This is a genomic window from Streptomyces sp. NPDC028298 (genome assembly GCF_055565895.1).
Window position 1 is genome coordinate 391,163 of sequence record NZ_JBVHTL010000007.1, and the last position, 24,577, is coordinate 415,739.

A 24,577-nucleotide genomic window follows, 5' to 3' on the forward strand; every position below is an offset into this window, starting at 1 on the left:
TAGAGGTCGTTCTTTTTGTTTGTCGAGGGATTCAGGAGGCCGATCGATGGCGCGTCAGCAGGAGCGGGCGGTCAGGACCCGGGAAACACTGGTGCGCGCGGCCGCAGAGGTCTTCGATGAAGTCGGTTATTCCGGCGCGAGCATCAACAAGATCCTCGACCGGGCCGGCGCCACCACCGGGGCCATGTACTTCCACTTCAAGTCCAAGGAGGAACTGGCCCGCGCGGTCATCCTGGAGCAGGCAGCCGACCTGCGGCTTCCGGAGGGCGGGGGCGGACTTCAGCAACTCCTGGACATGACCGGGTACCTGGCGGTCGAGATGCAGAGCAACATCCTCTTCCGGGCGGGCGTACGGCTCGCCGTGGAGCAGGGGGCGACCGAGCTGCAGGACTACGCGATCTACGAGTGGTGGGCCGAGCAGTTCCGCCAGGAGCTGGAGCGCGCCCGCGAGATGGGGCAGATCCTGCCGGACGTCCAGACGGCGGACTTCGCCCGGCTCCTCGTCGGCGCGTACACCGGCACCCAGATCATGTCCCAGATCTCCACCAACCGGGCCGACCTGCCCGAGCGGATCGCGTCGATGTGGCGATGTCTGCTGCCCGCCCTCGCGCCGGCCGAGGTCATCGCGGACCTGGACCTGTCCCTGTACAGCGGCATCACCAGCACGGCCGGCAGCACCGCTGCCACCACTGCCACCACTGCCACCACCAACCATGCCGATGCCGCCGAGACGGAGTCTCCCGCGTGACACCCCTCAGAGTCCTGCTCACCGGCGCCACCGGCTTCGTCGGTTCCGAGGTCCTGCGCGCCCTGCTGCGCGGGCGCGCCGGTGGGCGCGACGTCACTGTCCGGGCCCTCGCCCGGACCGCTCCCGCCGACGGGCCGGGCACGCCCGGCCTGTCCTGGGTGCCCGGGGACCTGTCCGACCCGCCGTCACTGCGCGGCGCGGCACGCGACACGGACGTACTGGTCCACCTCGCCTCCCGCGTCTCGGGCGACCCGGAGGCGTGCGAGACCGTCAACGTGCACGGCACCCGGGCCCTCCTGGACGAGGCCCGGCGCGCGGGCGTCGCCCGGATCGTGCATCTGTCCACCGCCGCGGTCTACGGGCCCGGCCCGCACCGCGGGATCGCGGTGGACGAGGTCTCCCCGGCCCCCGTCTCCCCCGCCAGCGTCACCCGGCTCGCCGGGGAGCGCCTGGCCCTGGAGGCGGGGGCGGTCGTGCTGCGGCCCGGCCTCGTCCTCGGCGCCGGTGACCGCTGGGTGGTTCCCGCGCTGTCCGAGCTGCGTTCCCGAGTCCCCGCGCATTGGGACGGCGGCAGCGGTCTGCTGTCGGTGGTCGACGTCAAGGACCTGGCCCGGCTGATCGCCACGCTCGCCGCGACCGGCACCCCGGCGGGACCGGCGGTGCACCACGCGAGCCATCCGGTGCCCGTCAGCAACCGCGACCTGATGGCTGCGCTGACCGAACGGGGCCTGCTGGACCCGGTCACCGACGACTGGTCCTGGGAGACCTGCCTGGGCCGACTGCGGGAGGTGCCGGGGAGCATGAGCGAGCGTCAGTTCGCGCTGCTGGCCCGCGACCACTGGTATCGCAGCGACGACATCTGGCGGATCACCGGCTGCCCGGCGGGACCCGGCCCGCTGGCCCGTCTCGCCGAGTCCGCCGACTGGTACCGCGTTCACCTGGCGGCCTGACGGAGGACGCGCCGAAGTCGTACGACGGATGCCCGCAAGGTGCCAAAGTCGTTCGCCAGGTGCGCGAACAGGGCGGTACCGGACCCGCTCGGCTATAGGCTCCAGCCACCGAAGCACCGACATCGTGTTGCACGGTCTGGGGGTCGTCACCGAGCCCGCCGGGCCCGCGGCCCCGGTCACCGCCGGAACAGGGCCGAGGAAATCCCCGTCCCGCCGACCGCCGGGGACCGGTGGCCCCGAGCATCGGGGGCCGGCGTCCCGGGGACGAGGGCCTGGGGACGGGGACCCGGGGATCGACGGCCCCGGGCCACGCGTCCGGGGACGCGTGGCCCGGAGACCGGTGACCGCCGGCCCGAGCGCCGCGGAACCGTCTCCTCCACCGTGCGACGCACGGCACCAGACACCTCGGGCCGTTCCGGCCCGGCCGGCGCAACGCCTTCTAGCAGCCCGGAGGAACTGTGCAGCCCGGTCGAGAACAGCGGACCCCTCCTTCCCCACCGCCGCCCCCGGCGGTCGCCACCGCCCCCGCCCCGCGGGAAGAGCGCTGTCGGGGCACGGAGGTCCTGGCATGGTGAGACAGTTGCGGGCCGAACAAACCCGCCACGCGCTGATCGTGGCCGCCGCCGCGGAGTTCGACCGGCACGGATACGCCGGGACCTCGCTGTCCCGTATCTGCAAGTCGGCCGGCACCACCATGGGCGCGCTGACCTTCCACTTCCCCACCAAGGGCGACCTGGCGGAGGCCGTGCGTGCGGCCGGGGACGCGGCGACGCTCACCGCCCTGCGCCCCATCGCCGCCGTACCGCGCCCCGGGGTCCAGGTGGTCATCGACCTGACGATAGAGCTGGCCTGGCTGCTGGAGCGGGACGTCACCGTACGGGCGGCCGGACGGCTGGTCCAGGAAGGGACGGGCGACCCGGCGCAGCGGCCCGCGGGCTGGGTCCGTGTCCTGCGTGAACTGCTGGAACGGGCCCGCGCCGAGGCGGACGGGATCCCGGTCCCGTGCGACAGGGACCTGCGGGACATGGAACTGCTGGTCGCCTACCTGATGGCCGGCGCCGAGGCGTCGGTACGGTCCGGGGCCGAAGGCGGCAGCGTGTCACAGGAGTTGCGCAGCTTGTGGTCGTTCCTGACGTGCGGCGGGCTCCATGACGCCCTCACGGGAAAGCTCGTGGGAGACGACGCCCTCATGGGAGACGACACCCTCGCGGGAGACGATGTCAGCACGGGTGTCACAGGTGTCACGGGGGATTCCGGTTTCACGCGGGATTCCGGTTTCGCGGGAGAGCCCGGCTATGCCAGGGAGCCCGGTTTCGCGGGAGAGCCCCACTACGCCAGAGAACCCGGATTCACGGGAGGGCCCGGTTTCGCGGACGCCACCGAAGGCAGCACTCTCGGGGACGGTCTCCTCGCCCCGGACGTCTCCTCCGCCGGAGACTCGGAGGCGGCTCGCTGACCGCCTCGACTCTCTCACTGCCACGCCCAACTACCCTCCCAGAGCAGCCCGTTGCACCTCACGCCGCTCTGCTCGTATCGCCCGTTCCGCCCGGCGTTCCGACTTCCCGCCGCCACCGGCGCGCGTCGGCTTCCCCGTCGGCCCGCGTGACCTTTCCCCTCCGCCCTGCCCGCCGTACCTGCCGTACGTGCCGTACGTGCCGTTTCTAAGGAGCGTCCCCTTGACCACCGCCCGACGCCATGCCCTCGTCACCGGCGCGTCCCGAGGCATCGGAGCCGCCGTCGCCGCCGAACTGGCCGCCGCCGGCCATGCCGTGGCCGTGCACTGCCACGCGGACACCGCCGCCGCGCGGGCCGTCGCGGACGCGCTGCCCGGCGACGGTCACACCGTCGTGTCCGGCGACCTCGCCGACCCCGACCAGGCCGCGGCGGTGCTCACGGCCGCCGTGAGCGCCCTGGGCACCGTCGACGTCCTGGTGAACAACGCCGGGATCTACACCGAGCAGCCCATCACCAGCACGTCGTACGCGGACTGGCAGGCCGCGTGGCGGCGGGTCGTCGACGTCAACCTGCACGGCCCCGCCCAGCTCACCTGGTGCCTGGTCGACCACCTGATGCACCGGCCGCAGGGGCCGCGCGGCGCCCGGATCATCAACATCGGCTCCCGTGGCGCCTACCGGGGCGAGCCCGACGCCCCCGCCTACGGGGCGAGCAAGGCGGCCGTGCACGCCCTGACCCAGTCGCTGGCACAGTCCCTCGCGCCGCACGGCATCACGGTCACCGCCGTCGCACCGGGCTTCGTCGCCACGGAGCTGGCCGAGCCCCTGCTCGCCGGGCCGGGCGGCGACGCCATCCGCGCACAGAGCCCGTACGGGCGGGTCGCGGACCCGTCGGACATCGCCGCGGCCGTGGCCTGGCTCGCCTCGGAGCGGGCGGAGTGGGCCGGCGGGGCCGTGCTCGACCTCAACGGCGCCTCCCACCTGCGCTGACACCCGACGCTGGACGCCCGACACACCTCACATCTCACACCTCACACCTCACACGGAAAAGGGACTCGACCATGGACGGTACGACGGTGCGCGCGACGCTCCTGCAGCTCGATGTGGACCCCGGCGAGACGGCCGGTGCCCGCCGCGAGCGCGTCGCGGAGCTGGTCCGTGCGGAGCGCGGCGCGGACCTGGTGGTGCTGCCCGAACTGTGGCCGGTCGGCGCGTTCGACTTCGAGCGATTCGACGCCCACGCCGAGCCGTTGGCGGGTCCGACGGCCACGGCGATGGGGGCGGCCGCCCGCGACGCCGGAGTGTGGCTGCACGCCGGTTCGATCGTCGAGCGGTGCCCGGACGGGGCGCTGCGCAACACCTCGCTGCTCTTCGGACCCGACGGCCGTCCGCACGCCACGTACCGGAAGATCCACCGCTTCGGCTTCGACCGCGGCGAGGCCGCGCTGATGGCCGCCGGGCAGGAGGTCGTCACCGCCCCGCTGACCGGCACCGGACTGACCGCCGGCCTGGCCACCTGCTACGACCTGCGCTTCCCCGAGCAGTTCCGGCTGCTCGTCGACGCCGGGGCCGATCTCCTGGTCGTCCCGGCGGGCTGGCCCGCGCGGCGGCGCTCCCACTGGTCACTGCTGGCGCGCGCCCGCGCTGTGGAGTCACAGGCGTACGTGCTGGCCTGCAACACGGCGGGCACGCACGCCGGGGTGGAGCAGGCCGGCTACAGCGTGGTCGTCGACCCGTGGGGCGAGGTGGTCGCCGAGGCGGGAGCCGGGGAGCAGGTGCTACGGGTGGAGCTGGACCCCGGCCTCGTCGCCCGGACGCGCGAGGAGTTCCCGGTGCTGCGCGACCGGCTGCTGGGCGTGCCGCAGCCTGCCTAGGACTGACAGCCCTCCCAGGATGGGTGGGGTGGTGTCGAGTGTCGCGGGTGGCGAGTGCCAGGACGGATTCCCAGAACAGTCCCAGCACTCGCCACAGGGCCTCCAGGGCCTCCAAGGCGCCGGACTTGCCGAAGTAGCAGGGGAGTTCGGCCCCGAGGGCGGTCGGCACTTGTGGCCGATCGGCAGCCGTGTAACGCTCTTTCCCGAGCCCGTATGTCTTCTTCCGGACGCTCCCCCGCACCGCACGAACCGCCGTGTTCCACAGGCTTGTTCACGCGCACGGCGGCCCTCACCACTTCCCCGAAGCGCCGCCTCGTGCGGCGCTTTCTTGTTCACCGACCCCGAAAAAGCTAGGAGTTGGCCGTGGCCGACGAATCGTCCCTGTGCACCTCGACGCGCTGCCGCAGGGCGGACGGCGACGCCGGCCGCCCGCGCGGGCGCCGCGCGGAGCCCGGCAGTCGTCTGTGCGGCCTGTGCCGGCGGGCCGTCGTGCGCGACCTGGCCGCGCTGCCGGAGCTGCACGGGCACAGCGAGTCCGAGCGGAACAGGCCCTCCGGCGGCGCTCCCGCGCAGCGCATCACCGGCAGCCGGGAAGCGGCTCTGCCGGTTCGGTCCGCGGCCCTGGACGCCCGCCACGACGTGGTGGCCGTACTGTCCGCCTGGGCGCGGCTCGTGGTGGACGAGGTGGCGGACGCGGCGCCGCCGCGCCGGACGGTGGCCGACATGGCCGCCTTCCTCGGCCGGCACACCGGCTGGCTGGCGGCCCGTCCGGAAGCCGGCCGGTTCGCCGACGAGATGGCGAGGGCGACGGCGGGACTGCGGCGGGAGAACACCGCTCCGGCGGCCGACCTCGTCCCCCTCGGCCCCTGCGTCGAACCGGGCTGCGCGGCCGAGGTGTTCCTGCCCCGGCGGGGCGGCGAGGGCCTGCTGCTGCGTGGACCCGTCTGCGCGGCGGGACACGTCCTGACCCCGCGTCAGTGGCTCGCCCTGAGGGAAGCGGCGTGAGCGCCCGCGCCCGACGGGTGCCCACCGAGCTCGCGGCACTCGTCCTCGACGTCCAGGAGGTCACGATCCGCCAGTGGGCCCGGCGCGGCAAGATCACCAGGTACGGGACCGCGCGACGCGCCCTCTACGACCTCGACGAGCTGACCGAGCTCGCCCGTACGACCAAGCCGACGCCCAGAGCAACCCCTCCAGCTACAGCCGCAGCCACAGCCACAGCCACAGCCACGACATCGACGCCCGCCGTCGGCGGCCCCGTACTTCACAACTGACGGGACAGGGGCGGCCGTTCGCTCCACCAGGCCGCCCCATCCGGCCATCCGGCCATCCGGCCGCCCATTTGGCCGGCCTCCCCCGGCCTCCCCGGCCACCGCCTTGCCGACCGCCGGCCGTGGCCCGCCCCCGTCGCGCCCTCCCGCTCTCCCTCTTCCTCTCCCTCCCCCCGGATGCCCTGCATCACGGGCATCCTCACACCCCACATGACCGTTTTATCCACATTCATCACGATAGGAGAAGTGGCACCGATGGACACCACCGACTGGCAGCAGCACTGGAACAACCGGCGGGACCCGTTCGTGCAGGAGTGCCTCCAGGCCCGCGACGCCCTGCTCGCGGATCTCAAGGACCCCAAGTCCGCGCAGGAACGCGTGCTGCGCGACATCATCGGCGTCTGCGCCGACTCCCTCCACTGGAAGGCGCGGGGCTACAACGTCACCGCCGAGGACCCCTCCCGCTTCCGTTCGGTCCTGCCGATCAGGCGGTACGCGGACTTCCTCCCGGAGATCGAGCGCGAGACCCGGACCAAGGGAGGTGTGCTCTCGTGCAGCCCCGTACTGCGCTGGCTCAAGACGAGCGGTACCACCGGCGTGCCCAAGCGGGTCCCGTACACGCTGCACTGGCTGCTCACGTACCGCATCCCGGCCATGAAGGCCATGTGGGGCACCTACCTCCTGCACCACCCCGAGCTGCTCGCCCACCCCTGGGCCACCCTCGACACGCAGACCGTCCGCGAGGACGTGTACGACTTCGTGCACGGCGTGGAGCACCAGGCGATCAGCAACCGGCATCCGCAGATCAACAGCCGTGACTGGAACCCGCCGTGGTACCAGTCCCCCTGGTTCAACACCCAGGCCCCCGCCACCCACGCGGGCCGGATGTACCACCGCATCCGCCACCTCGTGGGCAAGGACCTGCACTACATATCGGCCATCAACCCGAGCACGCTCATTTCGCTGCGCGACCTGGTCGCCGAACACGGTGAAGAGCTCGTACGCGATCTGCGCGAGGGCACGCTCGACGGACTGCCGTGGTCCGAGCCGGACGAGACTGCGGCCCGGCACCTCGAATCGGTGCTGGCCAAGGGCGAGTTCAGCCTCACGGACGTATGGCCGTCGCTGACCCTGTACAGCTGCTGGCTGTCCTCCAGCGCGGAGCTGTACCGCGCCAAGCTGGACGCGGTGCTGCCCGGCGTCAGCAAGCTGCCGTTCATGGGCTGCGGCACCGAGGGAGTGACGTCCATCCCGGTGGACGACTCCCTGGACAGCCAGCCGCTCGCGGTCGGTCAGGCGTTCTTCGAGTTCGTCCCCGCCGACGTACCGCTGGGCGAACTGGTCGACGCGGGGACCCCGGTGCGGACGCTGCTGTTCGACGAGGTCGAGGCGGGCCGCGACTACCACCTGATCATGACGCAGGGCAACGGCCTCTACCGGCTGTGGACCGGCGACATCTACCGCGTCGACCGGGTCGTCGACGGCACGCCCTGGCTGCACTTCGTCCACCGGGACGGCGTCTTCCACTCGTTCACCGGAGAGAAGATCACCGAGGCCGAGGTCACGCAGGCCATCAAGCAGGGCATGGCCGGGCTCGGTGTCGACACCGGCTTGTACATGTGCGGGCCGCAGTGGGGGGAGCCGCCGTACTACATCGTCGCCGCTGAGGTCCCCGTACCGGGCCGGGACCTCGACCACTCGCTCTCCGAGGCGGTGGACCGGGAGTTGTGCGAGGTCAACATCGAGTACGCCTCCAAGCGGGACAGCGGCCGGCTCGGGCCGCTGAGGGTCCGCAGCGTGCCGCTCGACGCGATCACCGCGTACGCCGAGTCCCGCCGGCAGGTGGGCAACGCGACCCAGTACAAGTACAAGCCGTTCCAGAAGGACGTCGACTTCATGGCCGGCATCGACGGCATCACTACGGACACACCGGTCGACTCCCCCACGGGCACGCCCGACACACCGGTCGACGCCGCCACGGCCGCCGTCGCCACACCCGTCGACGCTGCCACGACCCCCGTCGGCACATCGGTCAACTCCCCCACGGCCAGGCCCGACACGCGGGTCGACGCCCCCGCGATCACCGCCGACATACCGGTCACCCCCGCCCTGACCACCATCCCCGCGGTAGCCACCGCACATCACTTCGCACGCTGAGGAGAACAACGAGATGATCGAGACCAAGAGGCCTCCGCAGAACACCCGCCGCGAGATAATCGACCTGCCCTCCGGGGGCGTCGACCTGGCGCTGCACCTCTGGCGGCCCGAGCGGGTCAAGGGCGCCGTCTTCTACTTCCACGGCCTCCAGAGCCACGCCGGCTGGATGTGGGAGGTCGGCCCCCGCTTCGCCGACAACGACATCGCCTTCTTCGTCCTGGACCGGCGGGGCAGCGGAATCAGCCCCGGCGACCGGGGAGACCTGCCCGCGGCCGAGACGCTGCTCGGCGACTACATCGCCGCGCTGGCCCACGTACGGGAGATGATCGGCGACGACGTGCCGCTGTCGCTCTTCGGCCACTGCCTGGGCGGGTCCTTCATGGCCGCTCTCATGCATCACCCGGACTTCACCACCCGCTACGACGCGGCCGTGTTCTGCTCGGCCTGGCTGGGGCGGATGCACGCCACGCTCGGCGAGGACGAACTGCGGGCGCTGGCGGCCGAGACGGGCACCGAGCCGTGGGACGCGGGCCTGAAGTCGCAGGACTTCACCGACGACCGCAAGTACCAGGAGTTCATCGATCACGACGACCTCGCCGTACGCCTGATCACCCGCCGTTCCCGGAGCACCCTTCTGGAACTCGAGCGGCGCTATCTGGAACCCGGCGGCCGTGTCCTCCCGGCGGTCCCGGCCACCTTCGTGTCGGGCATGACCGACCCCATCGTCGACCTCGACAGCGCCCACCGGGTGTTCGCCGCGATCGCGCCGGACCGCGGGACGATCATGAAGCTGCCCACCGACAGGCACTATCTCTTCTTCACCGGCGTCACCGCGGACCTGGTCGACTGGACCTCCACCCACACCCTGCTCCAGGGACTCGACCGCGATGCCTGAGACCGCCGTTCTCCACCGGGTGCGCCAGCCCATGCACGCCCGTTTCGACCACCCCGCGGCACGCCGCGCCACCTCCGACAGCCTGGTCCTGCGGCTCACCTGCGAGGGCGTCAGCGGCATCGGCGAGTGCGCGCCCCGCACGTACGTGACCGGCGAGAGCACCGATTCCGTCCTCGATGCCCTGCGCCGGACGCCTCTGGAGCGGCTCTTCGCGCTCCTGCACGGCGAGCCACCGGCCGAACTCCTCGATCGCACGCGGCGCGAGGGCTTCGCGGAGGTCTTCGGGATCACCGGCGGGAACAACCTGCTGTGCCTGCTGGAGACGGCGGTCCTGGACCTGCTCGGCCACCGGCTGGGGCTCGGCGCGGCGGAACTGATCGGCGACGCCGGGCCGGCTGCCGGCGTCGGCGCGCCGGGAGCCCCGCTTGCCGTCTCGCAGGTGCTCGACCTGAGCATCACCGTCGAGGAGTTCCTGGCCACGCGCGGTCCGTTCCACTTCGTCAAGATCAAGGCGTCCGACGACATCGAGCGCGACGCGCGCAGCGTCCGGGCGGTGCGCGCGCACCTCGGTGACGGCGTACCCGTCATGGTGGACGCGAACATGAGCTGGACCGAGGCCACCGCGCTCTCCCACGCGTGGCGGCTGCGGGACGCCGGGGCGGACTACGTGGAGGAGCCGCTGCCCAAGGGGTCCTGGGCCGCTCTGGGCGCCCTGCGCCGCCGGGCGGGGCTGAAGATCATGCTGGACGAATCCCTGTGCACCCTCGACGACGCCCGGACGGCGGTCGAGGCGCGGGCGTGCGACGCGTTCAACATCCGGGTCGCGAAGAACGGCGGCCCGCTGCGCGCGGCCCGTCTCATCGAGTACGCCCGCACGCACGGCATCGCGTTCCAGATCGGTGTCCAGGTGGCCGAGGTCGGCCCGCTCATCAACGCGGGCCGGGCGCTGGCCTTCCGCCACCGTGACGCGCTCACCGTCGAGGCGGGCCAGAGCGACCGCTTCTTCCCCGAGATGATCGTCTCGCCCCGCCCGGTCGTCGACCGCCGCGCCAACACCCTCTCGCCCGCGCCGGGTTCCGGCTTCGGTCTGACGCTGAACGACGCGGCCGAGCCGTGGGCCGTGCTCGCCCTCGCCGAGGAGAGCGGCTCCTGGCGGCCCCTGACCGCCCCGCGGCCGACCGCCCCCGCCTCGCTCTGAGACCCCCGACGCCTGACATCCGGTCGGCCGGACGGCCTGACAGCCGCGACGCCTCGGTCAGTCATGCCCCGACAACCTGCCCTCATCTCAAGGAGATCTCCGCCATGAACGTGTTCTTCGAATGCACCTACCAGGGTGAGCGCCACTTCGGCCTCGGCCTGCCCGCGGACGGCGAGGCCGTCCGTCTGTATCCGGTCCGGCCCGGCGAGGACCTGGGCGCCGCGGTCGTGGCCGCGGTGTCGGGGGCGGGCGGTGACGGCGACGCGCTGCGGGCCGCCCTCACCGCGGGCCGCCCGGAGGTGGTCGTCCCGGCCGCCGGACGCGACGGCCTCGTGCCGCGGCCGCCGCTGCTGCCCGCGTCCGTCGGGGACGCCATGGTCAGCGGTTTCATGCAGACCCACAACGTCAAGGTCGATGCCACCACGCAGGCGCAGCCCAACTGGTTCGTCAAGGGGCTCGGGGAGGTCCTGAAGGTCTCCGGCGAACCGCTGTCCGTGCCGCCGGGCGCCGTCGCGCTGTGCGAGGAGGCGGAGGTGGTCCTGGTGTTCGTCACCGACGAGCACGGCAGCCCGCGCTACGCCGGCTACACCTTCGGCAACGACCTGACCGACATCGGCCGGTTCCGGAACCACCCCGGGCATCTGTCGTACGCCAAGCTGTGCGACGCCGGGGTGGCGTCCCTGCTGTTCCTGGACGAGCCGCCCCGGTCGGTGACCGGGCGCGTCACGATCGAGCGGGACGGCGCGCGGGTCTGGGAAGGCGAGTTCGCCACCGGCACGAAGGCGCTGCACTACGGGCTGGAGGAGATGACGTCCGGGCTGTTCTCCCACGGGGCGCTGCTGCACCCGGGGCGGGTGCACTACGTGTATCTCGGCGCCGACCGCAGCAGTTTCCACGGCGGGTTCACGATGGCCGACCAGGACCGGGTCACGCTCGACTTCGACAGCCACGGGGTGAGCCTGACGAACACGGTCTCCTGGCCCGGCGGACGGGCGGCGCGGCCGGTCGCGGGACGAGTCGCGGGATGACGCCGGCCGGGGTGCTGCGCAGGCTCAGCGGGACCGAGGCGGCCTGCGCCTACCGGCACGCGCTGACGGGCGGGCAGACCCAGACCACCACCCGTCTGACGGTGGCCGCCGTGTTCTCCCCGGCGTACGTGGAGGGGGCCGTGGCGCGGTGGGCGCGGGGCTTTCGTGCCCTGTCCCTGCGGATCGTGGAGGAGGGCGGGAGCCTGTGGTTCCACGAGGGGCCCGGATTCGCCCCGGACCAGCTCCGCCAGGAGGTGTGCACGACGGCGGTCCCGGGTCCCGGTCGGGTCGGCGCCGGGATCGTCACGTCCTCCGCGGCCGACGACGTGTTGACGTCCGGGGCCGGAGACGTCCTGATGGGCGGGGTCGGTGACGTCCTGACGGCGGGCGGTCCGCTGTGGCGGCTGGAGGTCGGTCACGATCCGGCCGCCGCCGCGACGCATCTGCTGCTGACCTGTCACCCGGCGCTGTGCGACGGCCCGTCCACGGCGCGGCTGCTCCGGGCGTTGCTGGACGCCCTGCTCGGAGAGGGCCCGGCCGGCTGCGGCCGGCCGGGCTACCGGCAGGATCCTGCCCCCGACGCGGACGGCCTGACCTATCGCCCGCCGCCACCGCCGTACCTGGGCGCGGGGCCGGGCCCGGTGCCGGGTCCGATCCCGGCTCCCCGGGCCCCGCTCGCCTTCCGCTCTGCCGGGCCGGACAGCCCGGCCTCGCTCCCGGGAACGCGGCTGCCGTCCCATCTCCGGCCCGCGCGGGGCGCGGTGGGGACGGTGGCCGCTCCCGTCGGCGCGAGCGGCGTGGCGCCGATAACGCTGACCGCCCGGCAGAGCGCGCGCCTGACGGCGTGGTGCGGACGCCACCGCATCACCGCGGGCGAGTTCTTCGCGGCGGCGCTGGCCGACTCGTGCGCGCGGGCGGTGGGCCAGGAGGAGGTGGCCCTGCTGACGGCGGTCTCGCTGCGCCGGCGCTACGCGGAGAGTGTCCGGGTGTCCGAGGTGGGCTGCTTCGTCAACGTCGTACGGGCGACCGTACGGGCCGGGGACGGTGGCGCGCTGGCGGATCACGCCCGCGCGTACGGTCTGGCGGTGCGGGAGGCGGACGCGGCGTGGCACCCTGCCCGGCAGGACCATGCCCGTATCCGGCGTGCGGTGGAGGCCGAGACGGCGGCCGGGGGCGGGCTCGGTTTCCGGGTCACGCAGGAGGGCTGCGCGGACACCGCGCTGGGCCACCACGCGGCCCTGGTGACCCGGTACGCGACGATTCCGTACGGAACCGTCCCCTATGAACCCGCCCTGTACGGAAACGAGTTCGGGGCACCTCCCTGCGGGAGCCCGACGTACGGAACCACCGCCCGATACGACACCGGGCGCGGAACGACCCGGTACGAGACCGCGTACCAAACGGCCCGGTACGAGACCCGCGTGCACGAAGGCGCCCGACACGAGGTCCTGTACGGGACATCCCCCTACGAGTCGGCCCACGGGACCACGGCGTACACGCCCGGATTCGGCACCACGGCGTACGAGCCCGGATTCGGCACCACCGCGCACGAACCCGGCTACGGGACCACCCCATACGAGCGCGTATGGCGGCCGAGCGGGCACGGAACCCCGTACGGAGTCTCCCCCGCAACGGCCGTACGCGGCACGGCGCCCCGGCCGTTCGGTGTCCTGCACCTGTCCCGCTTCAAGGGAGCCCTCACGCTGTCCCTGGGGATGCCCGACCCCCCGGAGGCGGGGGCGAGGACGGGTGCCGGCGCCGGCGGCGGGGGTCTCAACGCGCCCGAGATCGCGGCGGAGTTGACCGCACGCGCGCTGGACCTCGTCGCCTGACCCGCGCATCGCTCGCACGTATGCGCAGGTCAGACCGCTTCTCTCGGGCTCGCTCCGTGGACGGACTTCGCAAAGTATCCGGCAGTCCCCACCCCGGAGTCGAAAACAAAGCGATCGTTCTCTATTCTTTCCGTGTGGCGCCGTTCAGGGGCCGGGACCAGCAGGACCAGCGGGAGGGACACAAGCGATGGCGACGAAGCCGGCTACGCGGCCACGGGCATCGGTCTCCGCGTTCACACAGGAGCTCTTCGGGCGGCTGCCCCGGGCCGACCAGCGGCGGTGGGCGCACGCCTACATGGAGGGGCTCCTGACCACACCGGGCAAGAAGACGGTGCGGCGCCTGGCGGCGACCGTGTCGGACTCGTGCACGGCCCCCCAGTCCCTGCACCAGTTCATCAACGCCAGCCCCTGGGCCTGGGAGCCCGTACGCGCCGAGCTGACCCGCTGGGTGCAGCGGCACACCGCGCCCCGCGCCTGGACCATCGGCCTGGCCGTGGTCCCCAAGCGGGGCGACCGGTCCTGCGGTGTGCACCGGCGCTTCGTGCCCCAGGCCGGCCGCACCCTCAACTGCCAGGTAGGCGTGGGCGCGTTCCTGTCCACGGACACCGAGGACGTACCCGTCGACTGGCGTCTGCTGCTGCCCGACCAGTGGTCCAACGACCCGGCGCTGCGCCGTCGGGCCCGGATCCCCGAGAGCACCGAACACCGTTCCGCCGAGGCGCAGACCCTCGACCTGGTCGAGAGCCTGCCGGCGGGCGGACAGCTCGCCGAGGTGCCGGTGGTCGCGGACCTCGACGGCTACGCGGACACCGGGGAGATCGTGCACGCGCTGAGCTCCCGGGGACGTCACTTCGTCGTCGCGGTGCCCGCCGCCCTGCCGGTCCTCGCCGCCCCCGCCCCGCAGCCGGGCCCCAGATCCACCCGCCCCGAACTTCCGTCCTCGCAGACAATCCTGACGGTACGACAGGTCCTCACCCGGCGCGAAGCCGCGGCGCCGCACCTCGTGACCGTGAGGACCCGCCAGGGCGAGGAACGTACGGCGCACGTCCTGACCGGAGTGGTCCGGCTGCCGGACCCGGAACCGGGAGCGTCACGCGCCTCCCGCGCCGCCGGACACCCGCCCGCCCACCGCGTGTTCGCCGAATGGGATCCGGACACCCGCCGCCTCGGACGGACCTGGATCACCAGCCTCGTGAACCGGCCCGCGGGCGAGCTGCTCGAACTCGCGGCCCTGCACGCCGGCACCGCCGACACCGTACGGCAGTTGGAGGACGACTTCGGTCTGCGCGCCTTCGAAGGCCGGTCCTACCCCGGATGGCACCACCACATGACGCTGGTCTCCGCCGCCTTCGCGTACAGCAGCCTCACCACGACACGAAGGATCGGCAACTGATGGCACTTCCCAAGGCCTTCTGGCTGCTCTGGGCCGGACAGACCGTCAGCCGGCTGGGCATCCTCGCCCCGGCTTTCCTCGTCCTCTTCCTGGAGCAGGACCACCTCGTCGACGCGCACACCACACCGATCATGGTCGGTCTGTTCGGGGCGGGCATCCTCGCCTCGGGGCTGGTGGGCGGCGCGGTGGCCGACATGATCGGGCCACGGCGCACGATCATCGCCGCCCAGCCGCTCGCGGCCGTCACGGCTCTGCTGTTCCTCGTGACCACCGATGTGTACGCGCTCGGGCTGCTCTCCCTGGCGACCGGCTTCCTGTCGGCGGTGGACCGGCCGGCCGGTGCCGGGCTGATCGCCAAGATCGTCCCGCAGGAGCAGTTCTCGAAGGCCTACAGTCTCTTCCTCGTCGGCTTCAACGTCGGGATGTCGCTGAGCCCGGTCATCTCCGGGTTCCTGCTCTCCTTCTATCCGCCCGCGCTGTTCCTCGTCTGGGCCGCCGGCAGCGCCGCCTACGCGCTCCTGGTCTGCGCCCTGCCGGCTGACGAGGCGCGTCCGGTGGAGCACGGCGCAGGCGGGGCGTCGGCCCTGCGGCGCGCGGCGCGCAGCATCGGCGAGCCCTACCGCTCCCCTGTCCTGGTCGCCTTCCTCGCCCTTGTCTTCCTGCTGGCCTGCGTCTATCTCCAGGTCAACTCCGCGCTGCCGCTGGACATGAGCGGGTCGGGGCTCAGTCCGGGAGACATCGGCATCGTGCTGGCCATCAACGCGGTGCTGTCCATCGCCCTGCTCCCCCTGGTGCCCAAAGCGGTCAAGGGGATGGGCGACGAGACGCCGCTGGTCCTGGCGGCCACGCTGATGGCCGTCGGCTTCGGTCTCAACGCCCTGGCGGACGACATCGTCCTGTTCACCGCGGCGACCGTCGTCTGGACGCTCGGCGAGGTCCTGTGGGCGCCCATGTCGGCGACCTTCATCGCCGTACGGGCCCCCGAGGGACGCGTCAGCACCTATCAGGGCTCCTACTTCTTCGCCTGGAACGCCGCCTTCGTCATCGGCGGCCCCATCGGGATCACCGTGGCGAACGCCTACGGATACCCGTTCCTGTGGATCGCTCTGCTCGTCCTCGGCCTGGGCGTCGCCGCCGGCTTCAAGTCGATGACCCGGATCTCGGACTTCGCCGCCACCACCGCGAAGCCGACGGCCGCCGACGACGCACCGGAACCCGAGCCCGCGACGACCTCCGGCACGACCACGACCACGCGGCCCCAGGCCCCCCAAGCCCAACCCTCCACCTCCCAACCCCAACCCAGGGAATCGACATGACCGTAGAGACCTCGCGCACCGCCCTCCTGATCGGCGCGGCCGGCGGAATCCTCCAGGACGTGGCGCGCGGCCTGGCCCGCCAGGGGCACACGCTCGTCCTCTTCGACAAGAACGAGGAGGCCGTGAACCGCCTCGCCGCCGAACTGGAACAGCAGACCAAGGTCGACGTGGTCGTCGGCGACATCACCGACATCCCCGCCGCGGAGGCACAGCTCGCCGACATCGTCGACCGGCACGCCCCCTCCATCCTGGTCAACGGGGTGGGAGGCGACACCCGGGTCATCGGATACGCGGACCTGACCGAGGAGCACTTCGGCCAGTCCCACCTGGAAAACGTTGTCAGCACGTTCGTCGCGATCAAGGCGTGTGCCCCGCGGATGGCGCAGGACGGCTACGGACGCATCGTCAACTTCGCCTCGGCCGGCGGCCGTACCTACAGCCACTTCAACAACGCCGCCTACGTCGGTGCCAAGGCCGCCGTGATCGGCATGACCAAGCAGATGGCGTACGAACTCGCCCCCGCCGGTGTCGTCGTGAACGTCGTCGCCCACGGGCCCATCGCGACGGACCGGGTGGCCGGTGCCTGGGAGCGCCGCGACCCGGAGCAGAAGCAGGCGGTGCTCTCGAAGCTGCCGATGCGGCGCATGGGCACGGTGGCCGAGGCGGTCGGCAGCGTCCTGCACCTGTGCTCCGAGAGCGCCGGCTACTCCACCGGCGCGGTGATCGACGTCAACGGCGGCCTCTACATGTGAGCCCCGCCGGGCCCTTTCGACAGGGCCCGGACAGCCCGCGGGCCGAGAGGACCGGCGGGACCAGGAAGAACGGACAGGAGACAACCGTGGCGAAGTTCGTCGTCGAATTCGAGTACAACGTGGACCGCGCGGGACGCCAGGGACTGCACCCGGCGCACGCCGAGAACCTTCACCGCCTCGCCGAGAGCGGCGTGCTGCTCCTCGGCGGGCCGCTGGCCGACGAGAACGCCGGCCTGCTGCTCTACGAGGTCGAGGACCGGGCCGAGCTCCAGAAGGTGCTGGACGCCGAGCCCTACGTACAGGGCGGGATCGTCGCCGCCACCCGCATCCGCCAGTGGTCGCCCGGCAAGGGCAACTGGATCACGGAAGGAAAGATCTGACCTTGAGCACCACGACATCGCCCGCATCACCGGCCGCGCCCGCGCCGTCGGCACCCGAAGCGGCGGACAGCGGCTGGGTGGCGCTGCGTCAGGAGGCGCTGCACGCCGGGATCGCCGACCCCGCCATGGACTCGATGCGGATCCTCAGCGAGACCGCCATGAAGTTCCCCGACGCCCTCTCCTTCTCCTCGGGAGCGCCGTACGACGGGAACCACGACCTGGCGGACCTCTCGTTCCACATCGACCGCTACGTCAAGCACCTCCAGGAGCGGGGCGTCCCGCAGCAGCGCATCACGCGGATGCTGTTCCAGTACGGACCGGTGAACGGCTTCATCCAGGACGACGTGGCACGGATGCTGCGGCAGGACGAGGACATCGACGTCCCCGCCGAGGCCATCATGATCACGCACGGCTTCCAGGAGGCGACGCTGGTCGCCCTGCGCGGTCTGTTCGCCGGCCCCGACGACGTGCTGCTGAGCGTCTCCCCCGCGTACGTCGGCATCCGCGGCGCGGCCCGGATGCTCGACATCCCCGTCGAGGGGATCGACGAGGGCCCCGACGGCCTCGACCCCGAGGCGGTGGCCGCGGCGGCGCGCGCCGTGCGCGCCAGGGGCAGGCGGCCGGTCGCGGTCTACCTCGTCCCCGACTTCTCCAACCCCTCCGGCACCGTGCTGCCGCTGGAGGCCCGCCGGCGCCTGCTGGAGGTGGCGGCAGAGGAGGACCTGCTCATCCTGGAGGACAACCCCTACGGGCTGTTCGCACGGGACGGCGAGGCGATGCCGACCCTCAAGTCGCTCGACACGGCGAGCCGGGTCCTCTACCTCGGTTCGTTCGCCAAGTCAGCCTTCCCCGGCGCCCGCCTGGGCTATCTCGTCGCCGACCAGCCGGTCACCGCCGCGGACGGCGTCACGCGCACGCTGGCGCAGGAACTGTCCAGGGCCAAGGCCATGTTCAGTGTCGGATCGTCGTCCCTGTCCCAGGCTGTGGTCGGCGGCATCCTCGTCGAGAACGGCCACACCCTGCGGCCCGCGACCCGCGAGCTCGCCGCCGTGTACCTGGAGCGGCTCCAGGTCACGCTGGACAGCCTCGCCGAGCACTTCCCGCCCGAGCGGTACGCCGAGCACCAGGTGCGCTGGAACACCCCGCGCGGCGGCTTCTTCCTCACCGTGGAGGTGGGGTTCGAGGCCGGGCTGGCGGAGATGGAGCGCTGCGCCCGTGAGTACGGCGTGAGCTGGGCGCCGATGAGCATGTTCCACATCGGTGGTGGCGGCGAGCGGCAGATCCGGCTCGGCTTCAGCAACCTCGCGCCGGAGGCGATCCGCGAGGGCATCGCGCGCCTGGCCCGCTTCATCGCGGCCTCACCGCGCGCGTAGCGCCCCGCCGTCCCCGTACGCCCCGTACACCGAACGGCCCCGCGCACCTCGCGGCCCCACAGCACCGCGCCCTCCGCCCCACCGCACCCCGCTGTGCACTCCCCCTGGTGAACCAGCGACCACGCGTCGCGTCAGAAGAAGGACGACCATGAGCCTGACCAGCAGTCAGCGACCCACCGTCGTGGTGGTCGACGGCTACTCCGCCGGAAACTTCTACCCCGCGGCCTTCACCGAGACCGGTGCACGGGTCGTCCACGTGCAGAGCACCCCGGAACTCATCCCCTCGATGCTCGCGCCCGGCCTGTCCGAGTACGAGGAGAACATCGTCGAGGGCGACGAGGAGGCGCTGCTGGAACGGCTCCGTCCGTACGCCCCGGCCTGTGTGGTCGCCGGCCAGGAGGGCGCCGTACCGCTGGCGGACCGCCTCAGCGAGGCGCTCGGCGTCCCCTCCAACGGCACCCGTCTGTCGTCGGCCCGCCGGGACAAGTACGAGATGATCGAGGCGCTGCGGCGGGCCGGTGTGCGGTGCGCCGACCAGTTCAAGAGCGGCGACGTGCGGGAGCTGGTGCGCTGGGCCGAGGAGCGGGGCGCGTACCCGGTCGTCGTCAAGCCGCTGAGCTCGGCCGCCTCCGACGGCGTGTACATCTGCGAGGACGCCGCGGACGTGGCGGCCGCCGCCTCCGCCGGACTGGCCTCGCAGGACATCTTCGGCGCGGCCAACACCGAGATCCTCGTCCAGTCGTACCTCAAGGGCACCGAGTACATCGTCGACACGGTCAGCAGTGACGGCGAGCACTACGCCTGCGGTGTGTGGCAGTACGAGAAGACGCTCCTGCCCTCGGGCAAGAACATCTACAACCGGGACATCCTCCTCGCCGCGGACGCCGGTCCGGTGCCGGCCCTGGTGGCGTACGTACGCGAGGTGCTGGCTGCCCTCGACGTCCGCTGGGGGCCCGCGCACGCCGAGGTCATCATGACCGAAGAGGGCCCGGCGCTGGTCGAGATCGGCACGCGCCTCAACGGCAACATCCATGCCGGTTTCCACGACGTGTGCCTCGGCCACAACCAGGCGGGGCTCGCCGCCCGGGCGTATGTGCGGCCGGAGGAGTTCCGCCGGGAGTACGGCGGCCGCGTCTACACGCGGCTGCAGCCCGGCGTCGTCTACAACACCCCCACCGAACAGGACGGCGTCGTCGAGAGCGTCGACGCCACGGCGGTGGACGAGATCCGCGCGCTCGACAGCGTGTTCCTGGCCGGCCTGAAGCTGGCTCCCGGCTCCCGGATCCGCCCCACCACCGACCTGCTGACCAGTTCTATGCGCGTCTACCTCACGGCGCGCGACGAGGCGCAGCTCGACGCCGACTACGAGAAGGTCCGCGGCCTCAAGGACAGCGTCTACCGGGTCACGCCGCAGCAGTAGTCGCGGCCACGACCGCGGCCCGCCGTCCTGCGCGGGTCTTCAGCCGCCTTGGGCGGGTCCTCGGCCGCCCCGCGCGGGTCTTCGCACCCGCGCCGCCGTCCGGATCCGCGTCCGGATCCAGGTTCAGAACCACATCCGGATTCCGATCCACATCCAGATCCAGCTCCAGATCCAGTTCCGTCTTCATATTCCTCGGAGGAATGCTGTGCACAGCCGTATCGGTCTCTTCCTGTCCCCCGTCCACGAGACCGGCCAGGACCCGCACCTCGCCGTCCGCCGCAACCTCGAACTCGTCGAGCACGCGGACCGCCTGAACTTCGACGAGGCGTGGTTCGGCGAGCACCACACCCTGGGCTGGGGCCTGGTCGGCGCCCCCGAGACGATGATCGCCGCCGCCTCCCAGCGCACCAGCCAGATCAAGCTGGCCCACGGCGTCGTACCGCTGTCCGGACACCACCCCTTCCACGTCGCGAGCCGTGCCGTCCACCTCGACCACCTCAGCCGCGGCCGCTACATCCTCGGTGTCGGCCCCGGCGTCCCCTTCGACGCGAAGATGTTCGGCCTCGCGCCCGACGTCCAGCGCCGGCGCCTCGACGAGGCCCTGCCGACCGTCCTGGAGCTCGTCAACGGCGACTCCCGGATCACGCAGAAGACCGACTGGTACGAACTCCAGGACGCGAAGCTGCAGTTGCCCCGCTTCAACCCCGACGGCATCGAGGTGGCCATGGCCACCAGCGGCACCTCGTCCTCCAGCCCGCGCCTGGTCGGCAAGTACGGCCTGAGCATGACGTCGTTCGCGCTGCCCTTCGCGCTGATGACGCCGGGCGCCCCGGACCACATAGGCCTGGCGCAGCAGTGGAAGTACGCCGAGGAGTCCGCGGACGAGCACGGTCAGACGCTGCGGCGCGAGGACTGGCGCATCGCGCTTCCGGTCCACGTCGCGGAGACGCGCGCCCAGGCGTTCGCCGACGTCCGCGAGGGCTACGACCGCTGGCTGTTCGAGTACTTCGGCAAGGCGGCCGGCCGTGAGGTCATCAGCCCCGACACCCCGCGGGAGCGGGCGCTGGAGGCCCGGGTCGAGGCAGGCGGCGCGCTCGTCGGCTCGGTCGAGGACGTCGTGCAGGGCATCCGGCGCATGCAGGAGGCGACCGGCGGCTTCGGCAAGCTCCTGGTCTACGTGGCCGACTGGACCTCGTACGAGAAGACCAACCTCAGCCTGGAGCTGCTGGCCCGGTACGTGTCCCCCCAGATCACCGGCTCTGCGGCGCGCCCGCAGGAAGCGGTGGACTGGGCCATCGCGAGCCGCGCCGGCCGCTGATCGTCGCCCACGGCGCGGGGCGGACCGCCCGGCGCGGGCGAGTCACCCGGTGCGGGGACCGTCATACGGCGCGGGGGCGGCAGGTTCCGCCCCCGCGCCGGCCCTGCCCGGCCACCAGACAACCTTTGGAGTTCACATGCTGGAGCAGCGTTCCTTCCGCGACATCCTGGGCCGGTTCACCACCGGGGTCGTCCTGGTCACCGCGCAGACGGAGACCGGCCCCGTGGGCATGGCCGTCAATTCCTTCACCTCCGTGTCCCTCGACCCGCCGTTGATCGCCCTGTGCGCGGCGTCCACGTCGACCACCTGGCCGGCGATCCGGGAGGCGGGGAGCTTCGCCGTGACCATCCTGGGCGGGCAGCACGCGCAGTTGTGCCGCACCTTCGCCACCCGGGGCGCCGACCGCTTCGGCGGCGTCGAGTGGGACTCCACCCGAGCCGGTCACCCCATACCCGCCGACGGTCTGGCCTGGCTGGACTGCCGTATCGCCACCATCCACCAGGCCGGCGACCACGAACTGGTCATCGCCGACGCCGTCGAGGGCGCCGTCACCGACACCGAGGGCCCGCTGGTCTTCCACGCCGGACGCTTCGCCGAACTGGTCGCCTGACCCGGGCCGCCGACGCCCGCCCCACCACCGGCCACGAGAAGGGCAGACCCGCGTGTCTTTGATCCAACCCTCGCGCGCGTTCCTGGCATCGGACCACGGTTCCGGTCAGGGCGAACTCTCCTACCTGCGCACCGCACCCCGTCACCTCGTCGACCGCAGCGCCATCGCCGACGTCCTGATCACCGACTGGCAGCGGACGGGTGCCGACACCTTCTTCCTCGGCGCCCAGTGGCCCCGGGGCCACGCCTTCTACGCGCCGATCGCCGGCACCTGGTACGACCCCCTGCTCGCGGCCGAGTCGCTGAGACAGGCGTCCTTGCTGGTCGGCCAGACCTACTACGGGATCCCCCGCGGCCACCGGTGGATCGTCGGCGAACTCGACATCGAGGTGTCCCCGGCCGCGCTCCTCCTGGGCAGCCGGCCCGCCGAGATCCGGCTGGAGGTGGCGCGCTCCCCCGACCCGGACCCCGACCCGGACCGGGCTCCCGGCGCGGACGGGGAGCCGGACGCCGGTGCGGGTGCGGGAACGACCGGCGTCATGACAGTGGAGGCCGAACTGCTGCGCGACGACGACGCCTTCGTCGGTGCCGGCCGCATCAGCCTCGACGTCCTGTCGCCCGCCGCGTACGCCCGGCTGCGCGGGGACCGGCTCGGGCCGCCGACGGGTCTGCCCCGGCTGCCCGAGCCCCTGCCGCCGCCCGTCGTGGGCCGTCTCGACGTACGGGACGTGGTGCTCGGCGTCCCGGCCGCGCGCTCGGGCCGGGGCGGCCACACCTGGCAGTTGCGGGTCGACCCCAGTCACCCGGCGCTCTTCGACCACCCCGTCGACCACGTCCCGGCCATGCTGCTGCTCGAGGCCGCCCGCCAGGCGGCCCAGGCGGTGTGCGCCCCGTACCGCGTTCTGCCGATCGAGGTGCGCAGCGCCTTCCACCGCCCCGTGGAGCTGGACCTCGCGTGCCACATCGCCGCGACCCCCCTCCCCCAGCAGGACGCGTCGGAGGACACGGCGGTCCGTGTGACCGCCTCGCAAAGCGGCACCCTGGTCTTCGACAGCCTGGTGGTGGCGGCTCTGTGCGACTGACCTCGGCGGGGCGCGCACGGGACGGCGGCGTCGTCACCCGCGGGTGACGACGACTCCGCCGAGCAGGCCCCAGGCGTCGATGCGGACCGTGGGGCCGCCCGGTTCACTCGGGCCGACGTCGTTGACCCCGCCGAGGCGGATGCCGCGCACCTCCACGACCACGTCGGGACGCACCCTGAGGCTCACGCCGCCGATCAGGCTCAGCTTGGTGATGCGCAGTTCGGCACCGTCGGGGATCTCGATGCCGGTGAGGTCGACGTCGGCCCCTCCGACCAGCGACACGGTGAGCGTGCGCTCGTGCAGCGTCTCACCCGTGAGCCGGTGACCGCCGATCAGGCTCACCTTGACATCGGTCTTCTGCTGGTCGTTGCCACCCGTTTTCGTCATGGGACGACGGTAGGACCGTGACGTGTCCTGCACCCAGTGCCCGGTGTACGTCCTTTGGCATGACGGATGTCATGCATGCCGTGTCTCTCGATGGTGCGCCGGGCTCGTCGTTCAGGCCGTCTCACGGAGGATCAGGCGGGTCGGGGTGACGACCGGGTCGGTGCCGCCGGCGGCCGGGGCGCCGGTGGTGTGGATCCGTCGGAACAGCAGGCGTGCCATGAGGCGGCCCATCCCCTCGATGTCCTGGCGCACGGTCGTCAGGAGTGGTTCGTTCCCCTCCTCGGGCAGGGGCAGGTCGTCGAAGCCGACGACGGCGACGTCGTCGGGCACGGCTCGGCGGTGTTCCCGCAGGGTGCGCAGCGCTCCGCGGGCCATCAGGTCCGACGCCGCGAAGACCGCGTCCAGGGCGGGGTCGCGCTCCAGCAGCCGTCGCATGGCGTCCGCTCCGCCCTGGACGGTGAAGTCGCCTTCGTCGATCAGGTGGGGCGGGCTGTGGGGCAGGACGTCGTGGTACCCGTCGAGGCGGTCGAGCGCTGCCGCCTGGTCGAGCGGGCCCGTGATCGTCGCGATGCGTTCGCGTCCGCGGGCGACCAGATGGCGGACGGCTTCGGCGGCGCCGCCGCGGTTGTCGGCGTCCACGTAGGTGTAGGTGTGCCCCTCGTGTCGCGGGCCGGGCAGGGGCCTGCCGCCGAAGACGGCGGGCAGGCCCATCCGGTCGACCGTCTCGGGCAGCGGGTCGTCGACACGCAGCGAGAAGAGCAGCGCGCCGTCCACGTGGCGGCCGGCCAGGAAGTTGCCCACCCTGAGGTAGTCGTCCGGCTCCTCGATGAGCAGGAGGACCAACTGGGCTCCCTGTGCGACGAGTTCTTGCCGGATGCCGCGTAGGTGCCGGTCGAAGAACGGGTCGACGAAGAGCCGGTTCTGGGGTTCGGTCACCACGACGGCGATGGCGTCGTTGCGCCGGGTGACGAGGCTTCGTGCCGCCTGGTTGGGCACGAAGCCGAGCTCCGCGACGGCGCCGCGGACCCGTTCGACGACGTCCGGGCTGACCCGTGGCGAGCCGTTGATCACCCGGGAGACGGTGGAACGTGAGGCTCCGGACCGCCGGGCCACGTCCTCCAGCGTGGGGCGGTGTCGTCG

Annotated in this window: 24 protein-coding genes; 21 read left to right on the forward strand and 3 right to left on the reverse strand. The window is 72.3% G+C overall.

Annotated features, from left to right (window positions below; genetic code table 11):
* Positions 1-46: 46 nt before the first annotated feature.
* From ACZ4TO_RS30125 to ACZ4TO_RS30210, 18 genes are all read left to right on the forward strand, one after another.
* A complete protein-coding gene (locus ACZ4TO_RS30125; RefSeq protein ID WP_468025811.1) occupies positions 47-748 on the forward strand; it encodes a ScbR family autoregulator-binding transcription factor in 702 nt (233 codons plus the stop codon).
* Positions 745-1,698: an NAD-dependent epimerase/dehydratase family protein gene (locus tag ACZ4TO_RS30130; protein ID WP_468025812.1), complete on the forward strand. Its 954-nt coding sequence runs from the start codon at positions 745-747 to the stop codon at positions 1,696-1,698. Before ACZ4TO_RS30125 ends, ACZ4TO_RS30130 begins: the two co-directional genes overlap by 4 nt.
* A gap of 568 nt (positions 1,699-2,266) precedes the next feature.
* Complete coding sequence (locus tag ACZ4TO_RS30135) at positions 2,267-3,154, forward strand: TetR family transcriptional regulator (protein ID WP_468025813.1); 888 nt, start codon at positions 2,267-2,269, stop codon at positions 3,152-3,154.
* Positions 3,155-3,374: 220 nt separating this feature from the next.
* Positions 3,375-4,142 (forward strand): SDR family NAD(P)-dependent oxidoreductase, encoded by a 768-nt coding sequence (locus ACZ4TO_RS30140; RefSeq protein WP_468025814.1) that lies wholly within the window; start codon positions 3,375-3,377, stop codon positions 4,140-4,142.
* 86 nt (positions 4,143-4,228) lie between these two features.
* The gene (locus ACZ4TO_RS30145; protein WP_382785926.1) at positions 4,229-5,026 is read left to right on the forward strand and encodes a carbon-nitrogen family hydrolase; all 798 of its coding nucleotides are present in this window, start codon (positions 4,229-4,231) and stop codon (positions 5,024-5,026) included.
* Between the two features lie 363 nt (positions 5,027-5,389).
* Positions 5,390-6,031 carry a hypothetical protein gene (locus ACZ4TO_RS30150; protein WP_451075869.1) on the forward strand — a complete coding sequence of 214 codons (642 nt, stop codon included), beginning with the start codon at positions 5,390-5,392 and terminating at the stop codon, positions 6,029-6,031.
* A complete protein-coding gene (locus tag ACZ4TO_RS30155) occupies positions 6,028-6,300 on the forward strand; it encodes a transcriptional regulator (RefSeq protein ID WP_468025815.1) in 273 nt (90 codons plus the stop codon). Before ACZ4TO_RS30150 ends, ACZ4TO_RS30155 begins: the two co-directional genes overlap by 4 nt.
* A gap of 252 nt (positions 6,301-6,552) precedes the next feature.
* Positions 6,553-8,454 carry a GH3 family acyl-acid amido synthetase gene (locus tag ACZ4TO_RS30160; RefSeq protein WP_468025816.1) on the forward strand — a complete coding sequence of 634 codons (1,902 nt, stop codon included), beginning with the start codon at positions 6,553-6,555 and terminating at the stop codon, positions 8,452-8,454.
* Positions 8,455-8,467: 13 nt separating this feature from the next.
* Positions 8,468-9,349, forward strand: a complete 882-nt coding sequence (locus ACZ4TO_RS30165) for an alpha/beta fold hydrolase (RefSeq protein ID WP_382785149.1) — start codon at positions 8,468-8,470, stop codon at positions 9,347-9,349.
* Positions 9,342-10,547, forward strand: a complete 1,206-nt coding sequence (locus tag ACZ4TO_RS30170) for a mandelate racemase/muconate lactonizing enzyme family protein (protein ID WP_468025817.1) — start codon at positions 9,342-9,344, stop codon at positions 10,545-10,547. The genes ACZ4TO_RS30165 and ACZ4TO_RS30170 overlap by 8 nt, the downstream gene beginning before the upstream one ends.
* Positions 10,548-10,651: 104 nt before the next feature.
* A complete protein-coding gene (locus ACZ4TO_RS30175; RefSeq protein WP_382785143.1) occupies positions 10,652-11,575 on the forward strand; it encodes an FAH family protein in 924 nt (307 codons plus the stop codon).
* Entirely contained in the window at positions 11,572-13,407 is a 1,836-nt protein-coding gene (locus tag ACZ4TO_RS30180) for a hypothetical protein (RefSeq protein WP_468025818.1), read from the forward strand. Before ACZ4TO_RS30175 ends, ACZ4TO_RS30180 begins: the two co-directional genes overlap by 4 nt.
* Before the next feature lie 187 nt (positions 13,408-13,594).
* On the forward strand, positions 13,595-14,800 hold the full coding sequence (locus tag ACZ4TO_RS30185; protein WP_468025819.1) for an IS701 family transposase: 1,206 nt from the start codon (positions 13,595-13,597) through the stop codon (positions 14,798-14,800).
* Entirely contained in the window at positions 14,800-16,116 is a 1,317-nt protein-coding gene (locus tag ACZ4TO_RS30190) for an MFS transporter (protein WP_468025820.1), read from the forward strand. The genes ACZ4TO_RS30185 and ACZ4TO_RS30190 overlap by 1 nt, the downstream gene beginning before the upstream one ends.
* Complete coding sequence (locus ACZ4TO_RS30195; RefSeq protein WP_382785130.1) at positions 16,113-16,868, forward strand: SDR family NAD(P)-dependent oxidoreductase; 756 nt, start codon at positions 16,113-16,115, stop codon at positions 16,866-16,868. The genes ACZ4TO_RS30190 and ACZ4TO_RS30195 overlap by 4 nt, the downstream gene beginning before the upstream one ends.
* An 86-nt stretch (positions 16,869-16,954) precedes the next feature.
* Positions 16,955-17,248 (forward strand): YciI family protein, encoded by a 294-nt coding sequence (locus ACZ4TO_RS30200; protein WP_382785128.1) that lies wholly within the window; start codon positions 16,955-16,957, stop codon positions 17,246-17,248.
* Between the two features lie 2 nt (positions 17,249-17,250).
* On the forward strand, positions 17,251-18,621 hold the full coding sequence (locus ACZ4TO_RS30205; RefSeq protein ID WP_468025821.1) for an aminotransferase-like domain-containing protein: 1,371 nt from the start codon (positions 17,251-17,253) through the stop codon (positions 18,619-18,621).
* 148 nt (positions 18,622-18,769) lie between these two features.
* The gene (locus tag ACZ4TO_RS30210; RefSeq protein WP_382785122.1) at positions 18,770-20,041 is read left to right on the forward strand and encodes an ATP-grasp domain-containing protein; all 1,272 of its coding nucleotides are present in this window, start codon (positions 18,770-18,772) and stop codon (positions 20,039-20,041) included.
* Here the strand turns inward: ACZ4TO_RS30210 and ACZ4TO_RS30215 are convergent.
* Complete coding sequence (locus ACZ4TO_RS30215) at positions 20,025-20,228, reverse strand: hypothetical protein (RefSeq protein ID WP_468025822.1); 204 nt, start codon at positions 20,226-20,228, stop codon at positions 20,025-20,027. The genes ACZ4TO_RS30210 and ACZ4TO_RS30215 overlap by 17 nt on opposite strands.
* Before the next feature lie 18 nt (positions 20,229-20,246).
* On the opposite strand from ACZ4TO_RS30215, the gene ACZ4TO_RS30220 reads away from it, so the two are divergent.
* From ACZ4TO_RS30220 to ACZ4TO_RS30230, 3 genes are all read left to right on the forward strand, one after another.
* On the forward strand, positions 20,247-21,359 hold the full coding sequence (locus tag ACZ4TO_RS30220) for an LLM class flavin-dependent oxidoreductase (protein WP_382785119.1): 1,113 nt from the start codon (positions 20,247-20,249) through the stop codon (positions 21,357-21,359).
* A 136-nt stretch (positions 21,360-21,495) separates the two neighbouring features.
* Positions 21,496-21,969, forward strand: coding sequence for a flavin reductase family protein (locus ACZ4TO_RS30225; RefSeq protein ID WP_382785117.1), 474 nt, complete (start codon positions 21,496-21,498; stop codon positions 21,967-21,969).
* Positions 21,970-22,021: 52 nt separating this feature from the next.
* On the forward strand, positions 22,022-23,050 hold the full coding sequence (locus ACZ4TO_RS30230; protein ID WP_468025823.1) for a ScbA/BarX family gamma-butyrolactone biosynthesis protein: 1,029 nt from the start codon (positions 22,022-22,024) through the stop codon (positions 23,048-23,050).
* A 33-nt stretch (positions 23,051-23,083) separates the two neighbouring features.
* Here ACZ4TO_RS30230 and ACZ4TO_RS30235 read toward each other — a convergent pair whose 3' ends face one another.
* Together ACZ4TO_RS30235 and ACZ4TO_RS30240 are read right to left on the reverse strand one after the other, a co-directional pair.
* Positions 23,084-23,437 carry a hypothetical protein gene (locus tag ACZ4TO_RS30235; RefSeq protein ID WP_468025824.1) on the reverse strand — a complete coding sequence of 118 codons (354 nt, stop codon included), beginning with the start codon at positions 23,435-23,437 and terminating at the stop codon, positions 23,084-23,086.
* A gap of 111 nt (positions 23,438-23,548) precedes the next feature.
* Entirely contained in the window at positions 23,549-24,550 is a 1,002-nt protein-coding gene (locus ACZ4TO_RS30240) for a LacI family DNA-binding transcriptional regulator (RefSeq protein WP_468025825.1), read from the reverse strand.
* Positions 24,551-24,577 lie beyond the last annotated feature (27 nt).

Bases quoted from the DNA above. Each gene is read 5' to 3' on its own strand.
- ACZ4TO_RS30125 (WP_468025811.1), top strand. From the start codon at position 47: ATGGCGCGTCAGCAGGAGCGGGCGGTCAGGACCCGGGAAACACTGGTG.
- ACZ4TO_RS30135 (WP_468025813.1), top strand. From the start codon at position 2,267: ATGGTGAGACAGTTGCGGGCCGAACAAACCCGCCACGCGCTGATCGTG.
- ACZ4TO_RS30160 (WP_468025816.1), top strand. From the start codon at position 6,553: ATGGACACCACCGACTGGCAGCAGCACTGGAACAACCGGCGGGACCCG.
- ACZ4TO_RS30165 (WP_382785149.1), top strand. From the start codon at position 8,468: ATGATCGAGACCAAGAGGCCTCCGCAGAACACCCGCCGCGAGATAATC.
- ACZ4TO_RS30170 (WP_468025817.1), top strand. From the start codon at position 9,342: ATGCCTGAGACCGCCGTTCTCCACCGGGTGCGCCAGCCCATGCACGCC.
- ACZ4TO_RS30175 (WP_382785143.1), top strand. From the start codon at position 10,652: ATGAACGTGTTCTTCGAATGCACCTACCAGGGTGAGCGCCACTTCGGC.
- ACZ4TO_RS30180 (WP_468025818.1), top strand. From the start codon at position 11,572: ATGACGCCGGCCGGGGTGCTGCGCAGGCTCAGCGGGACCGAGGCGGCC.
- ACZ4TO_RS30185 (WP_468025819.1), top strand. From the start codon at position 13,595: ATGGCGACGAAGCCGGCTACGCGGCCACGGGCATCGGTCTCCGCGTTC.
- ACZ4TO_RS30190 (WP_468025820.1), top strand. From the start codon at position 14,800: ATGGCACTTCCCAAGGCCTTCTGGCTGCTCTGGGCCGGACAGACCGTC.
- ACZ4TO_RS30195 (WP_382785130.1), top strand. From the start codon at position 16,113: ATGACCGTAGAGACCTCGCGCACCGCCCTCCTGATCGGCGCGGCCGGC.
- ACZ4TO_RS30210 (WP_382785122.1), top strand. From the start codon at position 18,770: ATGAGCCTGACCAGCAGTCAGCGACCCACCGTCGTGGTGGTCGACGGC.
- ACZ4TO_RS30215 (WP_468025822.1), bottom strand. From the start codon at position 20,228: ATGAAGACGGAACTGGATCTGGAGCTGGATCTGGATGTGGATCGGAAT.
- ACZ4TO_RS30225 (WP_382785117.1), top strand. From the start codon at position 21,496: ATGCTGGAGCAGCGTTCCTTCCGCGACATCCTGGGCCGGTTCACCACC.
- ACZ4TO_RS30235 (WP_468025824.1), bottom strand. From the start codon at position 23,437: ATGACGAAAACGGGTGGCAACGACCAGCAGAAGACCGATGTCAAGGTG.